At 44.0% G+C, this 19,570-nt stretch carries 17 protein-coding genes; 4 read left to right on the top strand and 13 right to left on the bottom strand.

Translation table 11 applies throughout. The features are described 5' to 3' along the window. Nucleotides 1-209 precede the first annotated feature (209 nt). Nucleotides 210-668: a hypothetical protein gene (locus tag GVO62_RS10570; protein WP_159119184.1), complete on the bottom strand. Its 459-nt coding sequence runs from the start codon at nucleotides 666-668 to the stop codon at nucleotides 210-212. Nucleotides 669-909: 241 nt separating this feature from the next. Beyond that, nucleotides 910-1,875 carry a cysteine synthase A gene (cysK, locus tag GVO62_RS10565; protein ID WP_105931433.1) on the bottom strand — a complete coding sequence of 322 codons (966 nt, stop codon included), beginning with the start codon at nucleotides 1,873-1,875 and terminating at the stop codon, nucleotides 910-912. Between the two features lie 270 nt (nucleotides 1,876-2,145). On the opposite strand from cysK, the gene GVO62_RS10560 reads away from it, so the two are divergent. The 3 genes from GVO62_RS10560 to GVO62_RS10550 all read left to right on the top strand — a co-directional run bounded on the left by GVO62_RS10560 (nucleotide 2,146) and on the right by GVO62_RS10550 (nucleotide 5,210). Then, nucleotides 2,146-2,982 (top strand): AAA family ATPase, encoded by an 837-nt coding sequence (locus tag GVO62_RS10560; protein ID WP_159119182.1) that lies wholly within the window; start codon nucleotides 2,146-2,148, stop codon nucleotides 2,980-2,982. After that, nucleotides 2,982-4,163: a vWA domain-containing protein gene (locus tag GVO62_RS10555; protein ID WP_159119180.1), complete on the top strand. Its 1,182-nt coding sequence runs from the start codon at nucleotides 2,982-2,984 to the stop codon at nucleotides 4,161-4,163. Before GVO62_RS10560 ends, GVO62_RS10555 begins: the two co-directional genes overlap by 1 nt. Before the next feature lie 228 nt (nucleotides 4,164-4,391). After that, nucleotides 4,392-5,210 (top strand): nucleotidyltransferase family protein, encoded by an 819-nt coding sequence (locus tag GVO62_RS10550; protein WP_236547126.1) that lies wholly within the window; start codon nucleotides 4,392-4,394, stop codon nucleotides 5,208-5,210. 27 nt (nucleotides 5,211-5,237) lie between these two features. Here the strand turns inward: GVO62_RS10550 and GVO62_RS10545 are convergent, their stop codons facing one another. From GVO62_RS10545 to cmoA, 9 genes are all read right to left on the bottom strand, one after another. After that, nucleotides 5,238-6,611 (bottom strand): MATE family efflux transporter, encoded by a 1,374-nt coding sequence (locus tag GVO62_RS10545; protein ID WP_159119176.1) that lies wholly within the window; start codon nucleotides 6,609-6,611, stop codon nucleotides 5,238-5,240. A gap of 125 nt (nucleotides 6,612-6,736) precedes the next feature. Beyond that, nucleotides 6,737-7,957 (bottom strand): molybdopterin molybdotransferase MoeA, encoded by a 1,221-nt coding sequence (gene moeA / locus GVO62_RS10540; protein ID WP_159119174.1) that lies wholly within the window; start codon nucleotides 7,955-7,957, stop codon nucleotides 6,737-6,739. Between the two features lie 151 nt (nucleotides 7,958-8,108). Then, nucleotides 8,109-8,789, bottom strand: coding sequence for a phosphoglycolate phosphatase (locus GVO62_RS10535; RefSeq protein WP_159119172.1), 681 nt, complete (start codon nucleotides 8,787-8,789; stop codon nucleotides 8,109-8,111). A gap of 80 nt (nucleotides 8,790-8,869) precedes the next feature. Next, nucleotides 8,870-10,624, bottom strand: coding sequence for a sugar phosphorylase (locus tag GVO62_RS10530; RefSeq protein ID WP_159119170.1), 1,755 nt, complete (start codon nucleotides 10,622-10,624; stop codon nucleotides 8,870-8,872). A gap of 5 nt (nucleotides 10,625-10,629) precedes the next feature. Next, a complete protein-coding gene (locus GVO62_RS10525; protein WP_105931425.1) occupies nucleotides 10,630-11,853 on the bottom strand; it encodes a glycosyl transferase in 1,224 nt (407 codons plus the stop codon). Nucleotides 11,854-11,865: 12 nt separating this feature from the next. Then, nucleotides 11,866-12,675, bottom strand: coding sequence for an HAD-IIB family hydrolase (locus GVO62_RS10520; protein WP_159119168.1), 810 nt, complete (start codon nucleotides 12,673-12,675; stop codon nucleotides 11,866-11,868). Then, nucleotides 12,672-13,544, bottom strand: coding sequence for a kinase (locus GVO62_RS10515; RefSeq protein WP_159119166.1), 873 nt, complete (start codon nucleotides 13,542-13,544; stop codon nucleotides 12,672-12,674). Before GVO62_RS10515 ends, GVO62_RS10520 begins: the two co-directional genes overlap by 4 nt. Before the next feature lie 95 nt (nucleotides 13,545-13,639). Then, nucleotides 13,640-14,638 carry a tRNA 5-methoxyuridine(34)/uridine 5-oxyacetic acid(34) synthase CmoB gene (gene cmoB, locus GVO62_RS10510; protein ID WP_159119163.1) on the bottom strand — a complete coding sequence of 333 codons (999 nt, stop codon included), beginning with the start codon at nucleotides 14,636-14,638 and terminating at the stop codon, nucleotides 13,640-13,642. 51 nt (nucleotides 14,639-14,689) lie between these two features. Then, on the bottom strand, nucleotides 14,690-15,421 hold the full coding sequence (gene cmoA, locus GVO62_RS10505) for a carboxy-S-adenosyl-L-methionine synthase CmoA (RefSeq protein ID WP_159119161.1): 732 nt from the start codon (nucleotides 15,419-15,421) through the stop codon (nucleotides 14,690-14,692). Nucleotides 15,422-15,594: 173 nt separating this feature from the next. Between cmoA and GVO62_RS10500 the strand changes: the two genes are divergently transcribed. Continuing rightward, complete coding sequence (locus tag GVO62_RS10500) at nucleotides 15,595-16,230, top strand: response regulator transcription factor (RefSeq protein ID WP_159119159.1); 636 nt, start codon at nucleotides 15,595-15,597, stop codon at nucleotides 16,228-16,230. Between the two features lie 29 nt (nucleotides 16,231-16,259). Here the strand turns inward: GVO62_RS10500 and GVO62_RS10495 are convergent, their stop codons facing one another. Beyond that, nucleotides 16,260-16,973 carry a CAP domain-containing protein gene (locus GVO62_RS10495; RefSeq protein WP_159119157.1) on the bottom strand — a complete coding sequence of 238 codons (714 nt, stop codon included), beginning with the start codon at nucleotides 16,971-16,973 and terminating at the stop codon, nucleotides 16,260-16,262. Next, a complete protein-coding gene (fadE, locus tag GVO62_RS10490; protein ID WP_159119155.1) occupies nucleotides 16,957-19,419 on the bottom strand; it encodes an acyl-CoA dehydrogenase FadE in 2,463 nt (820 codons plus the stop codon). The genes GVO62_RS10495 and fadE overlap by 17 nt, the downstream gene beginning before the upstream one ends. Nucleotides 19,420-19,570: the final 151 nt, after the last annotated feature.

Below are 19,570 nucleotides of genomic sequence, written 5' to 3'. Positions count from 1 at the left end.
CCTAACAATTTATTATACGGAAAAAATCCTTTATGCAAGGCGGAAAGAATCCGTATATCAATTTAGGGTGATACCAAAATATCACCCTAAAATAATATTTTAAATAACAAATACAATAATAAAGGCGTCAAATACGGAAACTATCCTTTTTATTTTCGCGTGCCGCAAATAGCAGGCAATATGTATAAATAAACAGTGGTTTGGTGTGACTATAAATAGGCATCTGGATGAATTTTATTTACTTTCCACTCACCACCTTCTTTTATCAAGTCTAAGCTACGTAAGTCTTCTACTTTGTCACCGTTATAGTTGCCGCTAAGAAAAACGGTGATGGTTGATTTCTCAGAAAACTCACTTCGGCCAACTTGGCCAGCACTTTGTGGGGTTACTGTTACGGTGTCGTACTTTAAATTAAGTAGATGTCGCTGTACGTTGTTATTTGTATGATATCTCGTCAAAATTCGCGACATTTTTTCACTTGAAAGGCGAATGGCTCTGTCAAGGTTATCGTCTTCGTAAACGCTTTTAAGAAACATAACGGTTGTATATTCGGGTGTGCTTTCATCAAGCATTCCGTATCTACCTATTCCTTCTTCTTTTTCACCGCAGGCAGATAGCATCAAAACTGTAAAAAGCCCTGTAAGGGCGTACCACATACGCGTTTTCATTTGGATTACCTTAATTTTAAGAGCTCCGTTTCTTATTGATAGTTTTATATCCCATTGAAGTCAACACACATAGTACTTCAATCACTCTCATGTTGATTATTCACAACATTCAGTTAAAAAGCAAAGTTGAAAGAAGGGGCGAGCGCTAAATTAGGAGCAGAGTAGGGCGAATAGAAGAAAACGTAAGATATAAAAAAGCGAGGCATTGAGCCTCGCTTATCAAATACAACTGCAGTTGGGTTTACTGAACTTCTTCTTGCTCGTCGAAGGCACCAGCAAACAGTGGGCTGCTTAAATAACGCTCTGTTCCGCTTGCTAACAATACAACAACAATTTTGTCTTTGTTCTCTGGGCGTTCAGCAAAGCGTTTTGCTGCAACAACTGCTGCACCTGATGAAATACCCGCAAGAATACCTTCATCGGTCATAAGTTTGCGCGCCATTTCCATACATTCTTCGTTTGAAACCTGTTCAACTTCATCGATTAAACTTAGGTCTAGGTTACCAGGAATGAAACCAGCGCCTATGCCTTGGATTTTGTGTGGTCCAGGAGTTAGCTCCTCACCAGCAAGGGCCTGCGTGATAACTGGTGAATCTGTCGGTTCTACTGCTACTGAAGTAATAGCTTTACCCTTGGTATTTTTAAGATAACGACTAACTCCGGTAATTGTACCGCCCGTACCTACACCCGCTACGAATGCGTCAACTTTACCATCGGTATCTTCCCAAATTTCTGGGCCCGTGGTTTTTTCATGGATGGCCGGGTTAGCCGGGTTGTCGAATTGTTGTAGCAATACGTATTTATCTGGGTCTGATGCCACAATTTCTTGTGCAGCGGCAACCGCACCTTTCATACCCTTTGGCGCTTCAGTAAGGACTAGGTTTGCACCCAATGCTTTTAACAGCTTACGACGCTCTAAACTCATGCTGCTAGGCATTGTAAGCGTAAGTTTGTAGCCGCGAGAGGCTGCAACAAAGGCTAACGCAATACCGGTATTGCCACTTGTAGGCTCTACAATTTCTTTGCCTTCAGTTAAAACACCGCGCTTTTCTGCATCCCAAATCATGTTAGCACCGATGCGGCATTTAACACTGAAACTTGGGTTGCGCGACTCGATTTTTGCGTAAACATTACCTGATGTTACGCGATTCAATTTTACTAGCGGCGTGCGGCCAATAGATAGGGAGTGGTCGTCAAATACGTTCATTATAAATCTTTACCTCGTTCCTGATTTAAAGGAAACCCCTTCTGTCGTGATCTGTACGACCTTTTTAGTAGTTAATAATTCAACGCCTGTGATAGTTAATAATTCACAGCCTAAATTAGGGGATTTCGTTATACCCCTATATCATTGGTCCCATTTATAAAAATGCAAAGTGCTTTTTAGCTATATGTTATATCGATGGGAAATCATATGAAGCCCTTGATATCATAGCTAAACTAGCAAAGACGAAAAATTAAACGGAGTACAACAATAATGGCTTTCAGTGGCACGTCTAATTATATCGCAACCAAAGATTTACAGTTGGCTGTAAATGCAGCTATCACGCTTGAGCGCCCGCTTTTAATCAAGGGCGAACCCGGTACGGGCAAAACCATGCTTGCAGAGGAATTGGCCGAAAGCCTGGGAACCGAGCTAATTCAGTGGCACATCAAGTCGACCACAAAAGCGCAGCAAGGTTTGTATGAATATGACGCAGTATCTCGCCTTCGCGACTCTCAATTAGGTGATGACCGCGTACACGATATTGGCAACTACATCGTAAAAGGTAAGTTGTGGGAAGCGTTTAGTGCAGAAAAGCGTCCGGTACTATTGATTGATGAAATTGATAAAGCTGACATTGAGTTTCCTAACGACTTGCTTTTAGAACTCGATAAGATGGAATTCTTTGTGTACGAAACACAGGAGCGTGTTGTTGCGAAACAGCGTCCTATTGTTATCATCACGTCGAACAATGAAAAAGAACTGCCAGATGCATTCTTACGCCGCTGTTTTTTCCACTATATTCAGTTCCCGAATCCAGATGACATGCAAGAAATTGTGAATGTGCACTTTCCTGATTTAAAGAAGAAGCTGCTTGATGAAGCGTTAAAAGCTTTTTTCGAAATTCGCGATGTCCCAGGACTTAAAAAGAAACCTTCTACGTCAGAACTCATCGATTGGTTAAAGCTTCTTGTTGCTGAAGATATTCCTCCAGAAGCGCTGCATTCAAAAGACGGTAAAGCAGCAATACCGCCACTGTACGGCGCTTTACTTAAAAATGAGCAAGACATTCATTTGTTTGAAAAACTGGTCTTTATGGCGCGTCGCTAATGCTTATTCAGTTTTTTTATACACTGCGAAAATATCAGGTTAAAACCACGCTGCGCGAGTTACTTGATTTGCTGAGTGCGCTTGAAAAGCACGTGGTGTATGCCGACATTGAAGCCTTTTATAGTTTGTCGCGTACAATTATGGTTAAAGACGAGACCCAATACGATAAGTTCGATAGGGCGTTTGCTGAGTATTTTGAAGGGGTTGAGTCTATTGACCTGTTTGGCAAAGACATTCCCGAAGAGTGGTTACGCAAGGAAATTGAGAAAAACCTAAGCCCAGAGGAACGAGAAGCATTGCGTAAAGCGGGCGGTCTAGACGAACTGATGGAAACCTTGAAGAAACGCTTAGAAGAACAGGAAAAGCGTCACCAAGGTGGAAATAAATGGGTCGGTACGGGCGGTACTTCACCCTTTGGTGCCTATGGCGACAACCCCGAGGGCGTGAGAATTGGTCAGAAGGGTAATAGGAAGTTTTCTGCGGCTAAAGTATGGGATAAACGCGAGTTTAAAAACCTGAGTTCAGATGTGGAATTGGGGACCCGTAACATTAAAGTGGCATTGAGAAAGTTGCGTAAGTTTGCCCGCACGGGTGCCAGTGAACAGCTTGACGTGCATACAACCATCGGTGAAACCGCTAAAAAAGGCGGTTTGCTTGATATCCATATGGCCCCTGAGCGTCACAACGCGGTAAAGGTACTGATGTTTTTTGATGTGGGAGGCTCTATGGACCCTCACGTTAAGAGCACCCAAGAACTTTTTTCAGCAGTGCAGACCGAGTTTAAATATTTAGAGTACTTTTACTTTCACAACTGCGTTTATGAAGAAGTGTGGAAAGATAATCTTCGTCGCAACAAAGAGCGCATTCCTATTTGGGATATCATTCACCGCTACGGTAAAGACTATAAGGTTATTTTTGTTGGCGACGCTACCATGGGGCCGTATGAAATTACGTATCCAGGGGGCAGTGTAGAGCATTGGAACGAAGAGCCAGGCAGTGTATGGATGCAGCGTATATTGAATCATTTCAATAATGCCGTATGGCTCAACCCTCAGCCTGAAAACTATTGGCCTTATTATTCGTCAGTCAAAATAATGCGAGAAATAATGGAAGACCGAATGTACGGGCTCACTCTCGAGGGGTTAACGGCGGCTATTAAAGGGCTTAGCCGAAGCCGTTGATTTGTGCTTTTATGGTAAGAGCTCGTGTGAAAAAGCGCCGTGAGTTTGCCACAATTTAGCTGTAGCGTATTAACAGCTTGCGTGCGGCTTTCAACTTCTAGCACTATCCACGTTTGAAAAAACGCCCGCACAGGGCGCTTTTTATAAGTAATTCCAAGTCATGCTTTATGACCGCAGTTAAACTAAACATTAAAGGGTGCGTAAACGTTGCATACTGAAAGCTATCATTTGGCGTTTTTATTACTTGCCGGAGGTCGAAGTGCGCGTTACGGGGGGAATAAACTTTTATCTGAGCACCCTGAATCAAATCTACCTCTCGTTGAGCACAGTCTACGTGTGCTTTTAAATGCGAAAACGGCACATACAAATACGCAAGTCACCAATTGCGAAGCCGCGGTTTCTGAAGTAAGTCATAAAGGTTTATTCGATAAAACGAATCAGGTTACCCTAGTTGCGGGCAAATGGCATGAAAGTTTAGAAACACAGCTAAGCCACTGTCCGGTTAACCTTGTACACAATACACAGTGGGAAGAGGGGATTGCGTCTAGTATTCGTTTTGGATTGCAGCATATTTTAACAGTATCCTGTTCGGTTTCCGAGACAATAGCGCCAAAATCAAATGGCAATAACCACAGCGGCTTACACGGTCCAGAACACGCGAGCCGTAGCTACTCGCCGAGCCACTTGCTCATTTCTTTGGCAGACTTACCGTGTTTAGCAGAGCAGGATTTAGCAAACTTGATCCAAGCGTCGCAAAATAACCCTGATAAAATTGTGTGCTGTGAATGGAAAGCTAAAAACAGTGGAAACGAAACTCTGAATGGTTCAGAGGCACGGCTTACGGTACCGGCCATATTTCCTAAGGCTTTATTCGGCGAGCTTCTTACGCTTGAGGGAGACACAGGCGCTAAACCCATTATCAGAAAATACATGAAAAAAGGGAAAGTCGTTGCGATACCTACGCCCAATGCCCAGTTTGATATAGATGTACCACAAGACTGGGCCAATATAGCAATGCCAAGAAATCGAGCCACTCATGAAGACTAACCGATAACGCTTAATGAACGTTATCGGCTAAAGTGCCCTTAATCTTGCCGCATTACTAGGGCGCTGAATATAAAGCAGACGAGCGCCTAACATAACGGCCGCTGCGCTTAGGCCCACTATAAAACCAATCCAAAACCCTGCAGCAGCCATGGGCTCTGCCGTTATCCAGTTCGTTCTTCCCAAAATTACACCGGTTGGCAAGCCAATCAGCCAGTATGAGATAAACGTGATAATAAACATGGCCGTGGTATCTTTGTAGCCTCGCAGCGCGTTAGCTGAGATAACCTGAACCGCATCTGACAATTGGAATAGGGCTGCATAAATAAGCAGTGCATTGGCTAACGTGTAAACTGCTTCATCGCTAGTGTATAAGCCTATGATGAATCCTTTCGCTAAAAGAGTAAAACTAGCGGTACATGCGGCTGTGCAAAAGCCAATGAGAATAGCTGCACGAGCTGCGATCTGAGCCTGACGTTGATTGTTTTGGCCTATTCGATACCCTATGCGGATAGCCGCGGCCATGCCCATACTCATAGGAAACATGAACATTAGCGCTGAGAAGTTCAGCGCAACTTGGTGTGCAGCCACCGTTGTTGCCCCAAAAGGTGCAAGTAATAATGCCACCACTGAAAATAGCGTCACTTCAAATAAAATGGTCATTGCGATAGGCAATCCCATTTTAAATGTGCGGCTTATGGTCACCATGTTGGGTTTGTACATTTGCCCAAACAAGTTATATTTCTGAAGCGCAGGAGCGAAGCGTACATAAATAATGGTAGCGATAAGCATAGTGTAAATAACAATGGCTGTCGCTATGCCGCAACCTGCTCCCCCCATGGCGGGGATCGGTCCTACGCCATAAATGAAAAGATAATTACCCACTACGTTTGCCATAAGTCCGATGACGGTAATGATCATGGTTGGCTTTGTTTTACCTAATCCCTCGCAATAGTTCCTGAGCCATTGATAAAGAGCAAAACCAGGCATGGCAAACAGTACATAAAGCACATAGTCTACGGTAATGCTAAATAGCGCTGGCGCCATTGGGAATAGTGCAACAATGCTCTCGGTAAACGGTATTAACCCTGCGATCACTAATCCTACGAAGAACACCAAGTAGCCAGCCTGTTGACTGGCATCGGCAATGCCGCTTAAATTTTTATTACCTTGTAGACGAGATATGATGGGAGGTAGGGCTAAAGCGATACCCTGAATAAAGCATAGCAGTGGTACGGTAATGCTAAAACCGAGCGCTACGGCTGCCATATCCGTTGCACTGTAGCGCCCAGCCATAATGGTATCGCTAACACCCATCAGCATTTGCGTTATTTGCGCCACCAGCAATGGCCACGCGAGTTTTAAAATGTCTCGACCTTCTAGAAGAAAGCGTTTTTTAATCACGACAATGTGTCTCTTAAGTATTTGCCAGACTACAGGGGGTAATCTGTAAGGCGTATTAACGTTTTTGGCTATCAGCCAAAAGCGAGGAAATGTGAGTTATTCTATGTTGTTAAATCTTGCCCAGGCTAAAAGTGAAGAGGCATAACTTCAACTTTGTCGCCTACCTGCAATTCACTGACATCCTCGGGCACAACCATTAAGCAATTTGCTGACGTAATAGAGGTCATCACCCCCGAACTTTGGGATTTGAAGGGGGTCACTTCCCAATCGCCGCACTCATTTTTAACCATGGTTGCGCGCTGAAAATCTCGGCGTCCGGCACGACGATTAAGTGTGGTTGTGATAGTAGCGCTCACAGAAAATGGCGTGTAGGCATCTAATTGCCCCTGCATTTTCTTGATAATTGGTACCACAAGCAATTTGGCTGTTACAAATGAAGACACTGGATTACCAGGAAGGCCACAAAATAACGTGTTATTGATGTTGCCTAAAGCGAATGGTTTGCCTGGCTTTACCGCTATCTTCCAAAACTCTATGGCGCCTAATTCTGCAATAATATCCTTCACATAGTCTGCGTCGCCTACGGATACGCCTCCGCTACTTACCATTACATCCACTCGTGAGCTTGCATCGGTAAATAGTTTACGTAAAGAGGTCTCGTCGTCTTCCACAATACCAAAATCAATGAGTTCTAGGTTTTCGTTTTGTAAGATGCTACTAACGCCTACGCGGTTTGATTCATAAATTTGAGTATCTGCACGTGCTGAGCCTGGCGCAGCTAATTCCGACCCTGTAGCTACAACGCCAACGCGAAGTTTTCGTATAACGTCTACCGTATTTTTACCCTGTGAAGATAGCAACATTAGGTGCTCAGCATGTAAGCGCGTTCCCTTTTTTACAAGCGCGTCGCCGCGTGCTATATCATTCGCCTTTTTACGAATATTTTCTTGTGCGATAGGGCGTTTGTTTATCACCACTGCGCCCTCGAATTCCGAGGTGTTCTCTATCATTACAACCGCGTTAGCATTTTCAGGAACGGGCGCTCCCGTCATAATTTTGAATGCTCTACCGGGTTGAAGGGGAGTATCTGCGCGCATGCCTGCTGTAATAACACCCTGTACTTCCAGCTTTGATGTAGCCGTCTGTTCCAGTTCTTCAGTGTTAACGGCATAGCCGTCCATCGCAGAATTATCCCATGGTGGTACGTCTACATTTGCTACAACATCTTGCGCCAAAATGCGATTATGTGCGTCAAAAATACTCACTTGTTCAACGTCGGTTATTGCTTTGGCAGCGTCCAATGCTTTTGTGAGGGCTTCTTCTAGCGAAAGCCATTTAGATGACATACCAAAAACTCCATGAAATTGTTTAACAGGCGGATATTACAGAAAAAAACACGTTATACCAAAAGTTAACGTGTGAAATTAAGTATAGTCAGCTGGCTAATGGCGACGTTTGCTCGGTAAATTTTTGAAAAGTTGTTAAACGTTCAGTGCGTTAATGACTAAGGCTTAACATATCCAACATGTTGCCGATGTCATCCATCACCCAGTCAGGATGGAAAATTGAAATGTCTTGCCCGTAATTGTAGCCGTAAGTAAGGCCAATACTTCTCATATTGGCCGCTTTAGCTGCAAGAATATCGTTTTTAGAATCTCCTACCATCACGCATTGAGAGTGAGACACGTTAAGCACTTCACATACGTGTAAAAGGGGGAGCGGAGACGGTTTCTTTTCTTCAAGTGAGTCGCCACCAATACATAGGTCGAATAAGTGATTAATGCTGAAATTTTTAAGAATAGCGGGAACAAATGCTTTCGGCTTGTTTGTTACCAGAGCGAGATTAAATCCATTTTGTTTTAGCGTGTGCAAGGTATCGCTTACATTAGGATAGAGGGTTGAAGCGTCACAAACATATTTTTCATAGTGGCGAAGGAAGACCTCAAGCGCGTTGTTTAGGTAAGTCTCTGGAATAGAATTATCAACCTCATGGCTGCCAGATAGCCCTCTATGCACAAGCATTTTTGCGCCATTGCCCACCCAACCTCTAATTTCAGGTAAGGAGAATTGAGCTTTGCCTAATTCGGCAAGCGTGAGGTTTAAAGATGTCGCCAAATCCGGTGCCGAATCTACCAATGTGCCGTCAAGGTCAAATAAAAATGTATTAATATCGCGCATGGCAAATGTGCATTTTGAAATGAGATGTTAATCATAACACCGCAGTATCCTTACCGCGGTATAAAAGTTAGTCAGTTGATTTATTCAAAATCTTGGTTACTGATCCAAAGAACTTGGTATGGTTTCATTTGTAAGAAACCGCTGGATAGCGCTATTTCATCGCGAGTGATGAGATCTATCCAATTATCAGTGCCTATCAAGTTGATATCGGATAACAGAATAGTTTGCTCTTCATCACTGATATTGCTAATGCAGAATATGCTTTGTTTCCGGTCTAAACTCTGGCGCCAGTAGCCGAAGATTTGGTTTCCTAACTGTAGCGTAAACTGCGTTGCATTGGGGTGAAATGCTGGCTGTGCTTTACGGATGCGGATCAATTGAGAAATACGGGTCAAGACTTTGTGATGCTGAGAGAACGGAGAATCTAGCAATGCCTCTAGCTCATTAAAGTGCCAGCGCTTCCTATTGATAGAGCGATTTTGCCCGGTATTAGCCACTTTTTCATAGTCATTAGAGGTACCCAATAAGCTATGAATATAGATACCAGGAATGCCCTCCATGCCCAACATGATGGCATGAGCGCAAATAAAGCGGTCAACCTGATATTTGTCAGGGCCTTTTATCGTGCCTTGAAGCGCATCAAACAAGGTGATGTTGATTTCGTATGGTTTCTGTTGGCCGTGCTCAGAGGCGCGCCACGATACCTTTCCACCAAAATGCTGCATAGCGTGAACTAAATCAGATATTTCCTCATCGCTTAGCAAACCCTCAGCGGGTCGAAGACCAATTCCATCATGCGAAGCTATAAAGTTGAAATATGCGGTACCGTTTTGAGCGGGCGGCATACTCATCATCCAGTTTTTAAGATAGGTGCAGTCTCCGCTAACCAGCGTATTAACCAGCAGTGGGGGAAGGGAAAAATTATAGATAGCATGGGCTTCGTTTGCATTACCGAAATAGGTGAGGTTTTCCCTGTTAGGAATATTAGTTTCAGTGATGATTATGATTGACGGGTCAACATGCTCTATTAATGTTCTTATCAAACGGATGACTTCGTGGGTTTGAAACAAGTTAATGCAGCTAGTGCCGACAATTTTCCATAAAAATGCCACCGCATCTAAACGAAATATTTTGGCGCCCTTATCAATGTAAAGTTTGATAATGTCGATGAACGCTAAAAGTACCTTTGGGTTTCTAAAATCAAAATCTACCTGATCGTGACTAAAGGTACACCAAACATGCTTGGTTCCCTCTGCTGTTTCTGTTTCGCGAAGTAGAGGAGACACTCGTGGACGTGTCACCATAGACAAGTCATCAGCTGGGTCCGCTGTGAAGAAAAAATCAGACCCAGGCCCTTGGCCTTTTATAAAATTATCGAACCAAGCGCTTCGTGCTGAACAGTGATTTATCACTAAGTCTGTCATGAGGCCATAGTCTTTAGCGATGGCTTCAATATCATCCCAAGTACCTAATGCTTCATTTACTGTTGAATAATCGATAACCGAGAATCCATCGTCCGAGCTATAGGGAAAGAATGGGAGGATATGCACGTTATTTACGGTGTTCTTGCAATAGCGATGCAAAAATTTGTTCAGCGTGACAAGAGGGCGTTCGTTTTCGTCAACAATGCTATCACCATAGGTGATCATGACAATGTCGTCTTCATCCCAGTAGTTGTAGTGCGATTTAGGGGAAGCTATGTCGGTTTGTTGTTGAATACCTATCGTATTTAATAACTGAGTGGCTAGCGTCTCATACGAGACGTCTAGCGCTACATCGGCATAAATGCTTTCTAAATGGTGCTTTACTTTGTCATGGAGGTGCTCCCATGCCATATTACTTACTCCATAAATTCTGCAGTATCAGCTTCAACCGCTTCTAACAATCTTTCTAAAATATCAGGTACCGCACTGGTCACGCGATTCCAACTTGGAATAAAAGGCGTTTCCATAGGATTTTCTAAGAAGTTTTGACCCGCTTTCATAATATTGCTGGCAAACATCTCGACCGCTTTTTCTTCACTGTGGATGTCTAAGTTCAAGCCGTTCATAACCGCATCATTGTGATAGGTTTCAATAAAGTCTAGCGCAATACGGAAATAGGTCGCTTTGATAGAGCGGAACATTTCATTGCTGAACGTGTAGCCTTGGGTCGCCAACTTACGGAATATCGCTTTCGTAATGTCTATAGACATTTTAGATAAGCCGCCTTGGTCGTTATTAAGCGAAAGATCTTGATGCTTGTGATCATAAATATCGCAAATATCGGCCTGACAAAGACGATTATGTGAATAGTTGCGGTGCATCTCTGAAAGTACACCAATTTCCAAACCCCAGTCGCTTGGAATGCGAATATCGTTTAATACATCGCGTCTAAACGAGAACTCACCGGCCAGTGGATAACGAAAACTGTCCATAAACTCTAAATATTCATTGTCACCCATGATGCGCTTAAGGGCGCGCAATAGTGGCGTAACAAGAAGGCGAGATACACGGCCGTTAATTTTGCCATTAGCTACGCGGGCGTAATAACCCTTACAAAACTCGTAGTTAAACATTGGATTTGCAACAGGGTAGATAAGCTTTGCCAACAGGTCCTTGTTGTAGGTAACAATATCGCAATCGTGCAGTGCTACCGATTCTGCGCGGTTTGACGCGAGTACATAACCCATGCAGTACCACACATTACGACCTTTACCTAACTCTTTTGGCGCTAAGCCCTGTGCCTGAAGCTCCTCGTCTAGCGCTTTAAGTCGAGGCCCATCATTCCAAAGTATTCTGTGGTGCTGAGGCAGTTTGCCAAAAAACTTAAGTGCATGTTTGTACTGATCTTGATTTGCACGGTCAAGGCCAATAACAATCTCTGACAAATAGGGAACGTTTGTTAACTCATTGACAATATGGGGAAGTGCGTCACCTTCTAGTTCAGAAAAAAGTGAAGGAAGAATAAGTGCCATTGGGCGCTTTTGAGAAAACTGTAGCAGTTCGGCTTCAAGCTCTTCGGTGGGACGACGAGCCAAGTTATGTAACGTAGTAACCACACCATTTTGATAAAAATCAGCCATGTGTCCTCCTGATCAAAGGGATAATAATTGAGTAAGCATTTCGTTCCAGCCTTCAGGGCCGGTTAGGGTGCTGGTATAGACCTCTTCTTTTTTTACTGCAGGTGGAGGATTTACCGGTGATAAAATGCGGATTGGAACGTGCGCTGCTTCAAGCATTGCCACGTCGTTTTTACCGTCGCCAAGGGCGATTGTTTTAACTTTAGTAATATGTTGTTTTTGGTATTCACTGGCCAGCCACTTAAGTGCTTGGCCTTTATCACAATTACCTGAAATATGGATAAAACGGCCGCCTTCCAGAGGAAATGCTCCTCGGTCTTTGACAACTTTTAGAAAGCGTTCTTTCTCTTCGTCCGTGCCAAGCCATAAAACAGGTTCGCCAAATTGACGCTTTGCAGCGAGCGATGCTGATAGTTCGTCTAACCCTGTGCAATCTTGGATTTCTTGGACCGACATTTTAGAAAACTGTTTGTACTTGCCGTCAAACTCACTACCCATTTTTTCTAGCAGTTTAATCCAGTAATTTTTATTGGAAATAAATGCTTTGCACCAGTAGCCATCAATCCAAATAGTGCCCGTGGGCTTTTGCTTAAAGAAACCATGCGGAATAAAAACAGCGGCGCCATTTTCAATAATGAATGGCCCATCAAGACCAATCTTCTCCCGCAATGGTTGTAGCTCTGCAAATGTCTTACTGGTAGTAGGTATAACGGGGATATCTTTTTCTTCTAATGCCGTCAAAGCCGGTTTCGCCGCCTCAAAAGAGTAGGTATGGTGGTCTAACAGCGTGCCGTCCATATCGGTGAAAACAAGCGTTTTCGTCATTGTTTTACGTCCTGTTCAGTTATTGTTCTTTTTTCATCAAGGTAGAACACCGTATCGCACTTTTCAGGCAAGTACTGCAACGCGTTCTCCGTGATGCGCTGATAGTGTTGCACAAAGTTTGCCACTTCTTCGTCAGACATTACTCCGTCTCTTTCTTTCAAGGCTTTGGCTGCAAGTTTATGTTCCTGTTCTAGCCTCCATTGATACACGCAATCAAAGCTAGGTGCCTTTAGCATAATACGATAGTCGATTTTCTCGAATAACGTTTGGTAATCACCAGCAAGTTCTGTGTTTACAAAGGAACGCCAGATTGCTAAAGGGTCTTCAACTTCTTCTAAGTGGTTGATTGGCTTTTTAATTTCGGAATTCGACTGTGGAATGGCACCCACGCACCAGCCCTCAAGTATGATGAAGTCAGGTTTAACTTCTATGACAGGCCATTGTGCTTGAGGGAAGGGGTTATCCGTTGCTTTATTAAATCGAGGAAGCAGCGTTCGCGCACCTTTATCTAAACTACGAAATGTATTTAGCGCCAAAGTAACGTCATGTGTCCCCGGAACGCCTCGGGTCTTCAGAAGCGGGTGAACTTTTATCGCGAGCGCGTTTCGTTGGCTTTGGTCAAAATAGAAATCGTCGATAGACAGCGAAACTACCCGTTTTCCATGAACAGACGAGAGGTAGGTTTCAATAAAGCTGGTTAGCGTAGATTTCCCAGAACCTTGGCTACCATTAATGCCAACAATAAGGGGACTGCTTGCCCCTTTTTGGTGCTCAATTAGTCGTTCGCATAATGGTTTGAACCATTGTTGTGCAATTTCTGCATAACTACTTGGCAATTGATGCGTAGTTAAAAAGCCATGTATATCCATATTGTTACCTCAATCAATGCAGAATTCACACTTTCAATAGTAAGTGAGGTAACAACAATTGTGCCAATAGCGTTATTGAATATGGATGTTAGTTTCTACTTCTTGTTTGCAACAATAACGGCTCGTTGTGGTGCAGGGTAACCCTCTATGGTGCGAGTAATATCTTCCGGATCGAGAAAATCTTTCAAAGATTGGGTATCCATCCAGGGTGTTGACCGCTGTTCGTCAAGCGTAGTGTGATTAACATCTACGACACGGATATTTTCAAATCCCAACCGGCTTAGCCATACAGAAAGAGCGTCTGTACTTGGCAAGAACCATACGTTCCTCATTTGAGCGTAGCGTTCCCCGGCCATCAGCACCGTATTCTCATCACCGTCTACTACTAGCGTTTCAAGAACGAGCTCTCCGCCTTTTCTCAACTGATCTTTTAATTGTTGTAAAAAAGCCATTGGATCTTTTCGATGGTACAACACGCCCATAGAAAAAACCGTGTCGAAGGCTTTAAGTGGTTGCATGTCCTCAATGCCCATGGGAAGGAAATGTATATTTTCACTCGATGCATCGGTGTTACGAACAAAGTGCTTAATTGCGTGAAATTGAATTAGAAACAGTTGTGTGGGATCGACACCAATAACTCTGCTTGCGCCTTCACCGAGCATACGCCACATGTGATAACCACTACCACAGCCAACATCTAATACATTTCTGTTTTTAAGCGATGCAATGTGTGGTGATACACGATCCCATTTCCAGTCAGAACGCCATTCTGTATCGATATGTATATCATGGAGGTGAAAGGGACCTTTCCTCCACGGCATAAATTGCTTCAAAAGACCTTCTATCTGTTTCTTCGTGTATTCATCAACATCGGCATGACTACCAATGGAAACGGACGATGTAAGGTCAATGTAGCTAGGCAATGTCTTTGGAAGTTTGTTTAGTAACCGACACCACTTGTCAAACTCTCCGTGTTTAGCCGTTCGCTGCCATGCGTCCATTAACGAAGGTAGCGTCTGTAGCCAGTGTGAAAGTGGGCTGTCTATTAACGACTTATAACACTCGTTAAACCAAATCTGTTCAAGTTTAGTCATGGTTATCTCTGTATATTTATTGAAGCTTTGCTTGAGGGTTATTGGCAGCACTTAAGCTTTTATGGCAACCATTGATGTGAAGTTATAGCACTTGTACCACATGACAACATCTGAAAAGCCGACCTTTGTCAGGCGCATTTCATGTTCATTGAACGTATCAGTGAGCATGACTTTTTCCAGTGCCGCTCGCTTTTGGCTTACCTCTAATTCACTGTATCCATTATCTCGCTTGAACTGATGGTGCAAGTCTACAAGCAACTCATTACCGGCGAGGGAAGGGTGGCGAATTTTCTCAGACAGCACAAGCATACCGCCAGGGTTCAAGCCATCGAAAATGCTTTGAAGAAGAGCTTCTCGATCGGTGGGTGGAATAAACTGGAGGGTGAAGTTCATAATAACCAATGAGGCGTTTTGAATATCAACATTTTGTGCAAAATCATGTTGAATTTGTATAGGATTGGGAAGTGTAAACGTCTGCACAACACGCTTGCAGCGCTCAACCATCGCCTCTGACGCATCGACACCGATTATTTTGCATGACGCAGCGTTTACCGCTCTTGACACCGATAAGCTCGCAGCACCAAGGCTACATCCGAGATCATAAACCATCGAGTTAGGCGTTACCGCGACTTTAGCCAGTTCTCCGATAGTATGGACGATGGTTTCATATCCAGGCACAGAGCGTTGAATCATGTCGGGAAAAACATCAACGACAGACTCGTCAAATTTAAAGTCGTCTACTTTACTAAGTGCCTTCGCGTATATATTGTCGTGCTTCTTCACTGATTGTCTTCACTTGCCTAATTTGAGGCGCAATTTTACCGTTTGACGCGCAAATGCCAATGAAAAACACTAAATTAGTCATAAATTACGTCTTTTTGTAGATTAGGGCTTTTCGTTACTATTCTAAAGTATTAATCTATGAGCATAATGAAAATAAGGAAGTAGTAACGCCAATGACGAGAATTCTAGTAGCAGATGATCATCCATTGTTTCGCGAGGCACTGAGCGGCGCATTGGAGCCTTACTTTGAGAATGCGCAAATAATTCAAGCCGGAAGCTTAGATGATGCAGTGTCAAAGCTTAAGGAGTTCGATGGCATAGAATTAGTGCTTCTCGACTTAAATATGCCTGGCGGCGAATATTTCAACGGTCTCATTACGCTCCGTGAGCAATATCCGTCCATTCCAGTTGGGGTTATCTCAGGAAGCGACACCGTTGAGGTAGTTGCACAAGTAATGAGTTTGGGTGCTCAAGGTTTTATTCCGAAAGTGTCTGAAACCCGCGAAATTGCTCAAGCCATCGTTGATATGATCGGCGGTAAAAGATGGCTTCCACAAGGCATGGAAGAACAGTTGGAAAAGGTTGATGACGAGCTTAAATTGCTGCTTCAGCGCTTCCGCGAACTAACACCTAAGCAAATTCAGGTGCTTTCTTATTTGCGAGCAGGGCTTATGAATAAGCAAATTGCTCATGAAATGAATGTTACAGAAGCAACGATAAAAGCGCACATCAGTGCAATATTACGCAAGTTAGAAATCAACACGCGTACACAGGCAGTGCTGCTCATGGACAAACTTCAGCTAAGCTAAACCAAACGTCGCGTAATAAAAAAACCGGGTTATTGACCCGGTTTTTTTGTTTGAAGAATAATTTCCCCACCCTCAGTTACAATACCTAAACCTTTGTCAGGCACGTTTTCAAACTTCTTCTCACGCTTTATCAAGACCGTAGATGGCTCTGAACCATAGGGGGTATCACGATTATCTACTTCATCGGCTAATTTAGTTAAGTAAATTGCCCAATATTCCACGTGGGGCGTTGAGTAATCTTTATAAAACCCGATCCCAATTTGGTCTTGCTCTTCATAAAAGGGCAACTCCCCCAACAAATGCTGTCGGTGAGACGTCGAGGTTTTCAACGCGTACCAGACTTCATCCGCCGTAATATAACCACCCGCTAGTGCCTCTACCTGATTGCTCATTGCATCACCATAGTATTCAGGCAGCGTTAGACCCGCATTGCGGATACGAGTGTTTGGGCTTCCTCCAAGAAAGTGAGATACCAAGCCTCTTTCTGCCATATCTTTAGCTTTTTCTTCCGCTAGTGCTACAAGGGTAGGGTTGCAGAGCAATACTTTACGTTGTTGTCGTGGGTCGTTAGCTATTAACAAAGAGAGTGCTTTCGCCTGTTCTTTATCGCCACAGGTCGTTTCGTTAGAAAAAGTAGAAGTGGATATTAAACTGGCGAAAATTGCCAAGGACATTTCTTTACGACGAAAAAGGCCGCTAATGCGGCCTTTGGTCTTAAGCGTTAAACTAAGCAGCTTTTCCACCTCGCTTCTTAGCAGCAGTTGAAGAGTTTATTTTCGCGACTAACTCTTCATGGTCAAAATCATCAACGTTGATGGTGCGAAGTCTGCCAGCTTCTGTTTTACGCAGCAGAGCCGCTTCATCTTCGTTAATAACTTCTTCTGCAAGTGCTTCGTCAGCTAGCACGTCTAAACGAGTAAATGGAAGTTTAGCTTTCTTGTGCTTGCAGATGCGCTCAAAGATAGGTTCACTCGCCAATACATCGTCAAGCGTCTGTTCTAGGTCGCCGAATAAGCTTCCATCTTCACGGCTTAGGTACTGACCATAGCCTAAACGACTACGCGCTGTTGACGGTGTTTGAAGCATTTGAGCAATGGCGTGCTCTGTTTTATCAGAAGGCTTGCCAATACGACGACCAAACGGGATAACCATCACACGCATTGCCGCAGCAATAGCACGATTTGGGAAGTTCGCTAAGAAATCGTCAATTGCCGTCTCAATGTCATGCAATGTGGTTTGCATTGCCCAATGAAGAAGTGGCAAATCTTCTTTCAAACGACCATCTTCGTCGAAACGCTTAAGCGTTGTGCTGCCCATGTAAAGACCACTTAGGATGTCACCTAAACGTGCTGACAATCGCTCACGACGCTTTAAATCGCCCCCAAGTACGCCCATCGAAACATCAGTTAACAGTGCTAAGTTAGCGCTGTAGCCTTGAAGCAGCTTGTAATAACGAGCTGTTTCATCGGTAAAAGGTGCACTGCTAAATGCGCCATTAGTTAATGAGAACCAGATACTGCGAACTGTGTTAGCTACAGCAAAGCCAATATGGCCAAATACGGCTTTGTCAAACGCTTGCAGCGCCTCTTTTTTATCTTCAATAGACGCAGCCTGAATTTCTTTAAGCACGAAAGGGTGGCAGCGCATTGCGCCTTGACCGAATATCATCATATTACGGGTTAGAATGTTTGCACCCTCAACCGTAATAGAAATAGGGACTCCCTGATAACCGCGGCCAAGGTAGTTATTTGGCCCAAGCATTACGCCTTTTCCACCGTGGACATCCATCGAGTCGTTGATGACTTGACGCATTTTCTCGGTTAAGTGGTACTTACAGATTGCTGAGATAACAGAAGGTTTCTCGCCAAGATCAACACCCACAGTTGAAAAGCGCGTTACACCATCCATCAGGTAAGCATTACCACCAATACGGGCAAGCATTTCTTCAACACCTTCCATATGGCCTACAGGCATACGGAATTGACGGCGAATGCGCGCATAGGCACCAGTAGCAAGCGATACTGATTTCGCGCCACCCGCTGCCGAAGATGGAAGTGTAATGCAACGACCAACAGACAAACATTCCATAAGCATGCGCCAACCGCGCCCTGCCATTTTAGGGCCACCAATAATGAAGTCGATAGGTACGAAGATTTCTTCGCCCTTGATTGGACCATTTTGGAAAGGGGTATTAAGAGGGAAGTGACGACGGCCAATTTCTAGACCTTTTGTGTCTCTTGGAATAAGTGCACAAGTAATGCCTGGCTCTTTATCGTCACCTAATAGACCATCAGGGTCTTGAAGTTTGAACGCAAGGCCAATGACCGTAGCTACAGGTGCAAGGGTAATGTAACGCTTACTGAATGTTAAGCGCATGCCCAACACTTCTTCACCATCCCATTCACCTTTACACACAACACCAACATCAGGTATTGCGCCAGCATCCGAGCCTGCTTCAGGCCCAGTCAATGCGAAACAAGGAATTTCTTCACCAGCTGCAAGACGCGGAAGATAATGGTCTTGCTGTTCTTTTGTTCCGTAGTGCTGAAGAAGTTCGCCAGGCCCTAAAGAGTTTGGAACACCAACAGTACTAGAAAGTACCGCGCTTACGCCTGCAAGTTTTTGTAATACACGTGATTGTGCGTACGCTGAAAACTCAAGACCGCCGTACTCTTTTTTGATGATCATGGCGAAAAACTTGTGTTCTTTCAAGAACTGCCAAATTTCAGGAGGAAGATCCTGGTCTTTATGGTTAATTTGCCACTCGTCAACCATGGAGCAAACTTCGTCACATGGACCGTCTAGAAAAGCTTGTTCTTCGGCAGACAGTCGACCTTTGGGGATACGATGTAATTTGTCCCAGTCTGGTTTACCGCTGAAGATATCGCCGTCCCACCATACGGTACCAGCGTCGATAGCCTCTTGCTCTGTGCTAGACATTTCTGGCATAACTTTGCGGTAGAAGGCAAGCAGCTTCTTAGAGATGTGCTGCTGTCTGATATTTACAAGTGTGAATGGCAGCGTTAAAGCAAGAAACACTACCCAACCAAGCAGGCCTATGTCACCGAAAAGGGTGCCTAAAATCATAACACCTGCGCCCATGGCAACTGCCGTTACCAAACTGGTGCGCTGATAGCTAGCAACCGCTAGTGTCAGAACAACCAGTAAAAACCATATAAAATCTGCCATACTTCACTCCTGAAAGGCGTTGAACGTTACGCTAGTCATTTTAATCACTCTACCAATCGCCGTTTTTTCTTAGCAAATATCGAGGTCAGACCAGCATGCTGTAAACCTATTATTTAAAAGTGCAAAGATCAAGATTTTTACATGAATATTC

The organism is Alteromonas sp. KUL150 (assembly GCF_009811475.1).
Lineage (GTDB): Bacteria > Pseudomonadota > Gammaproteobacteria > Enterobacterales > Alteromonadaceae > Alteromonas > Alteromonas gracilis.
This window is presented reverse-complemented; position numbering and strand designations above follow the sequence as displayed.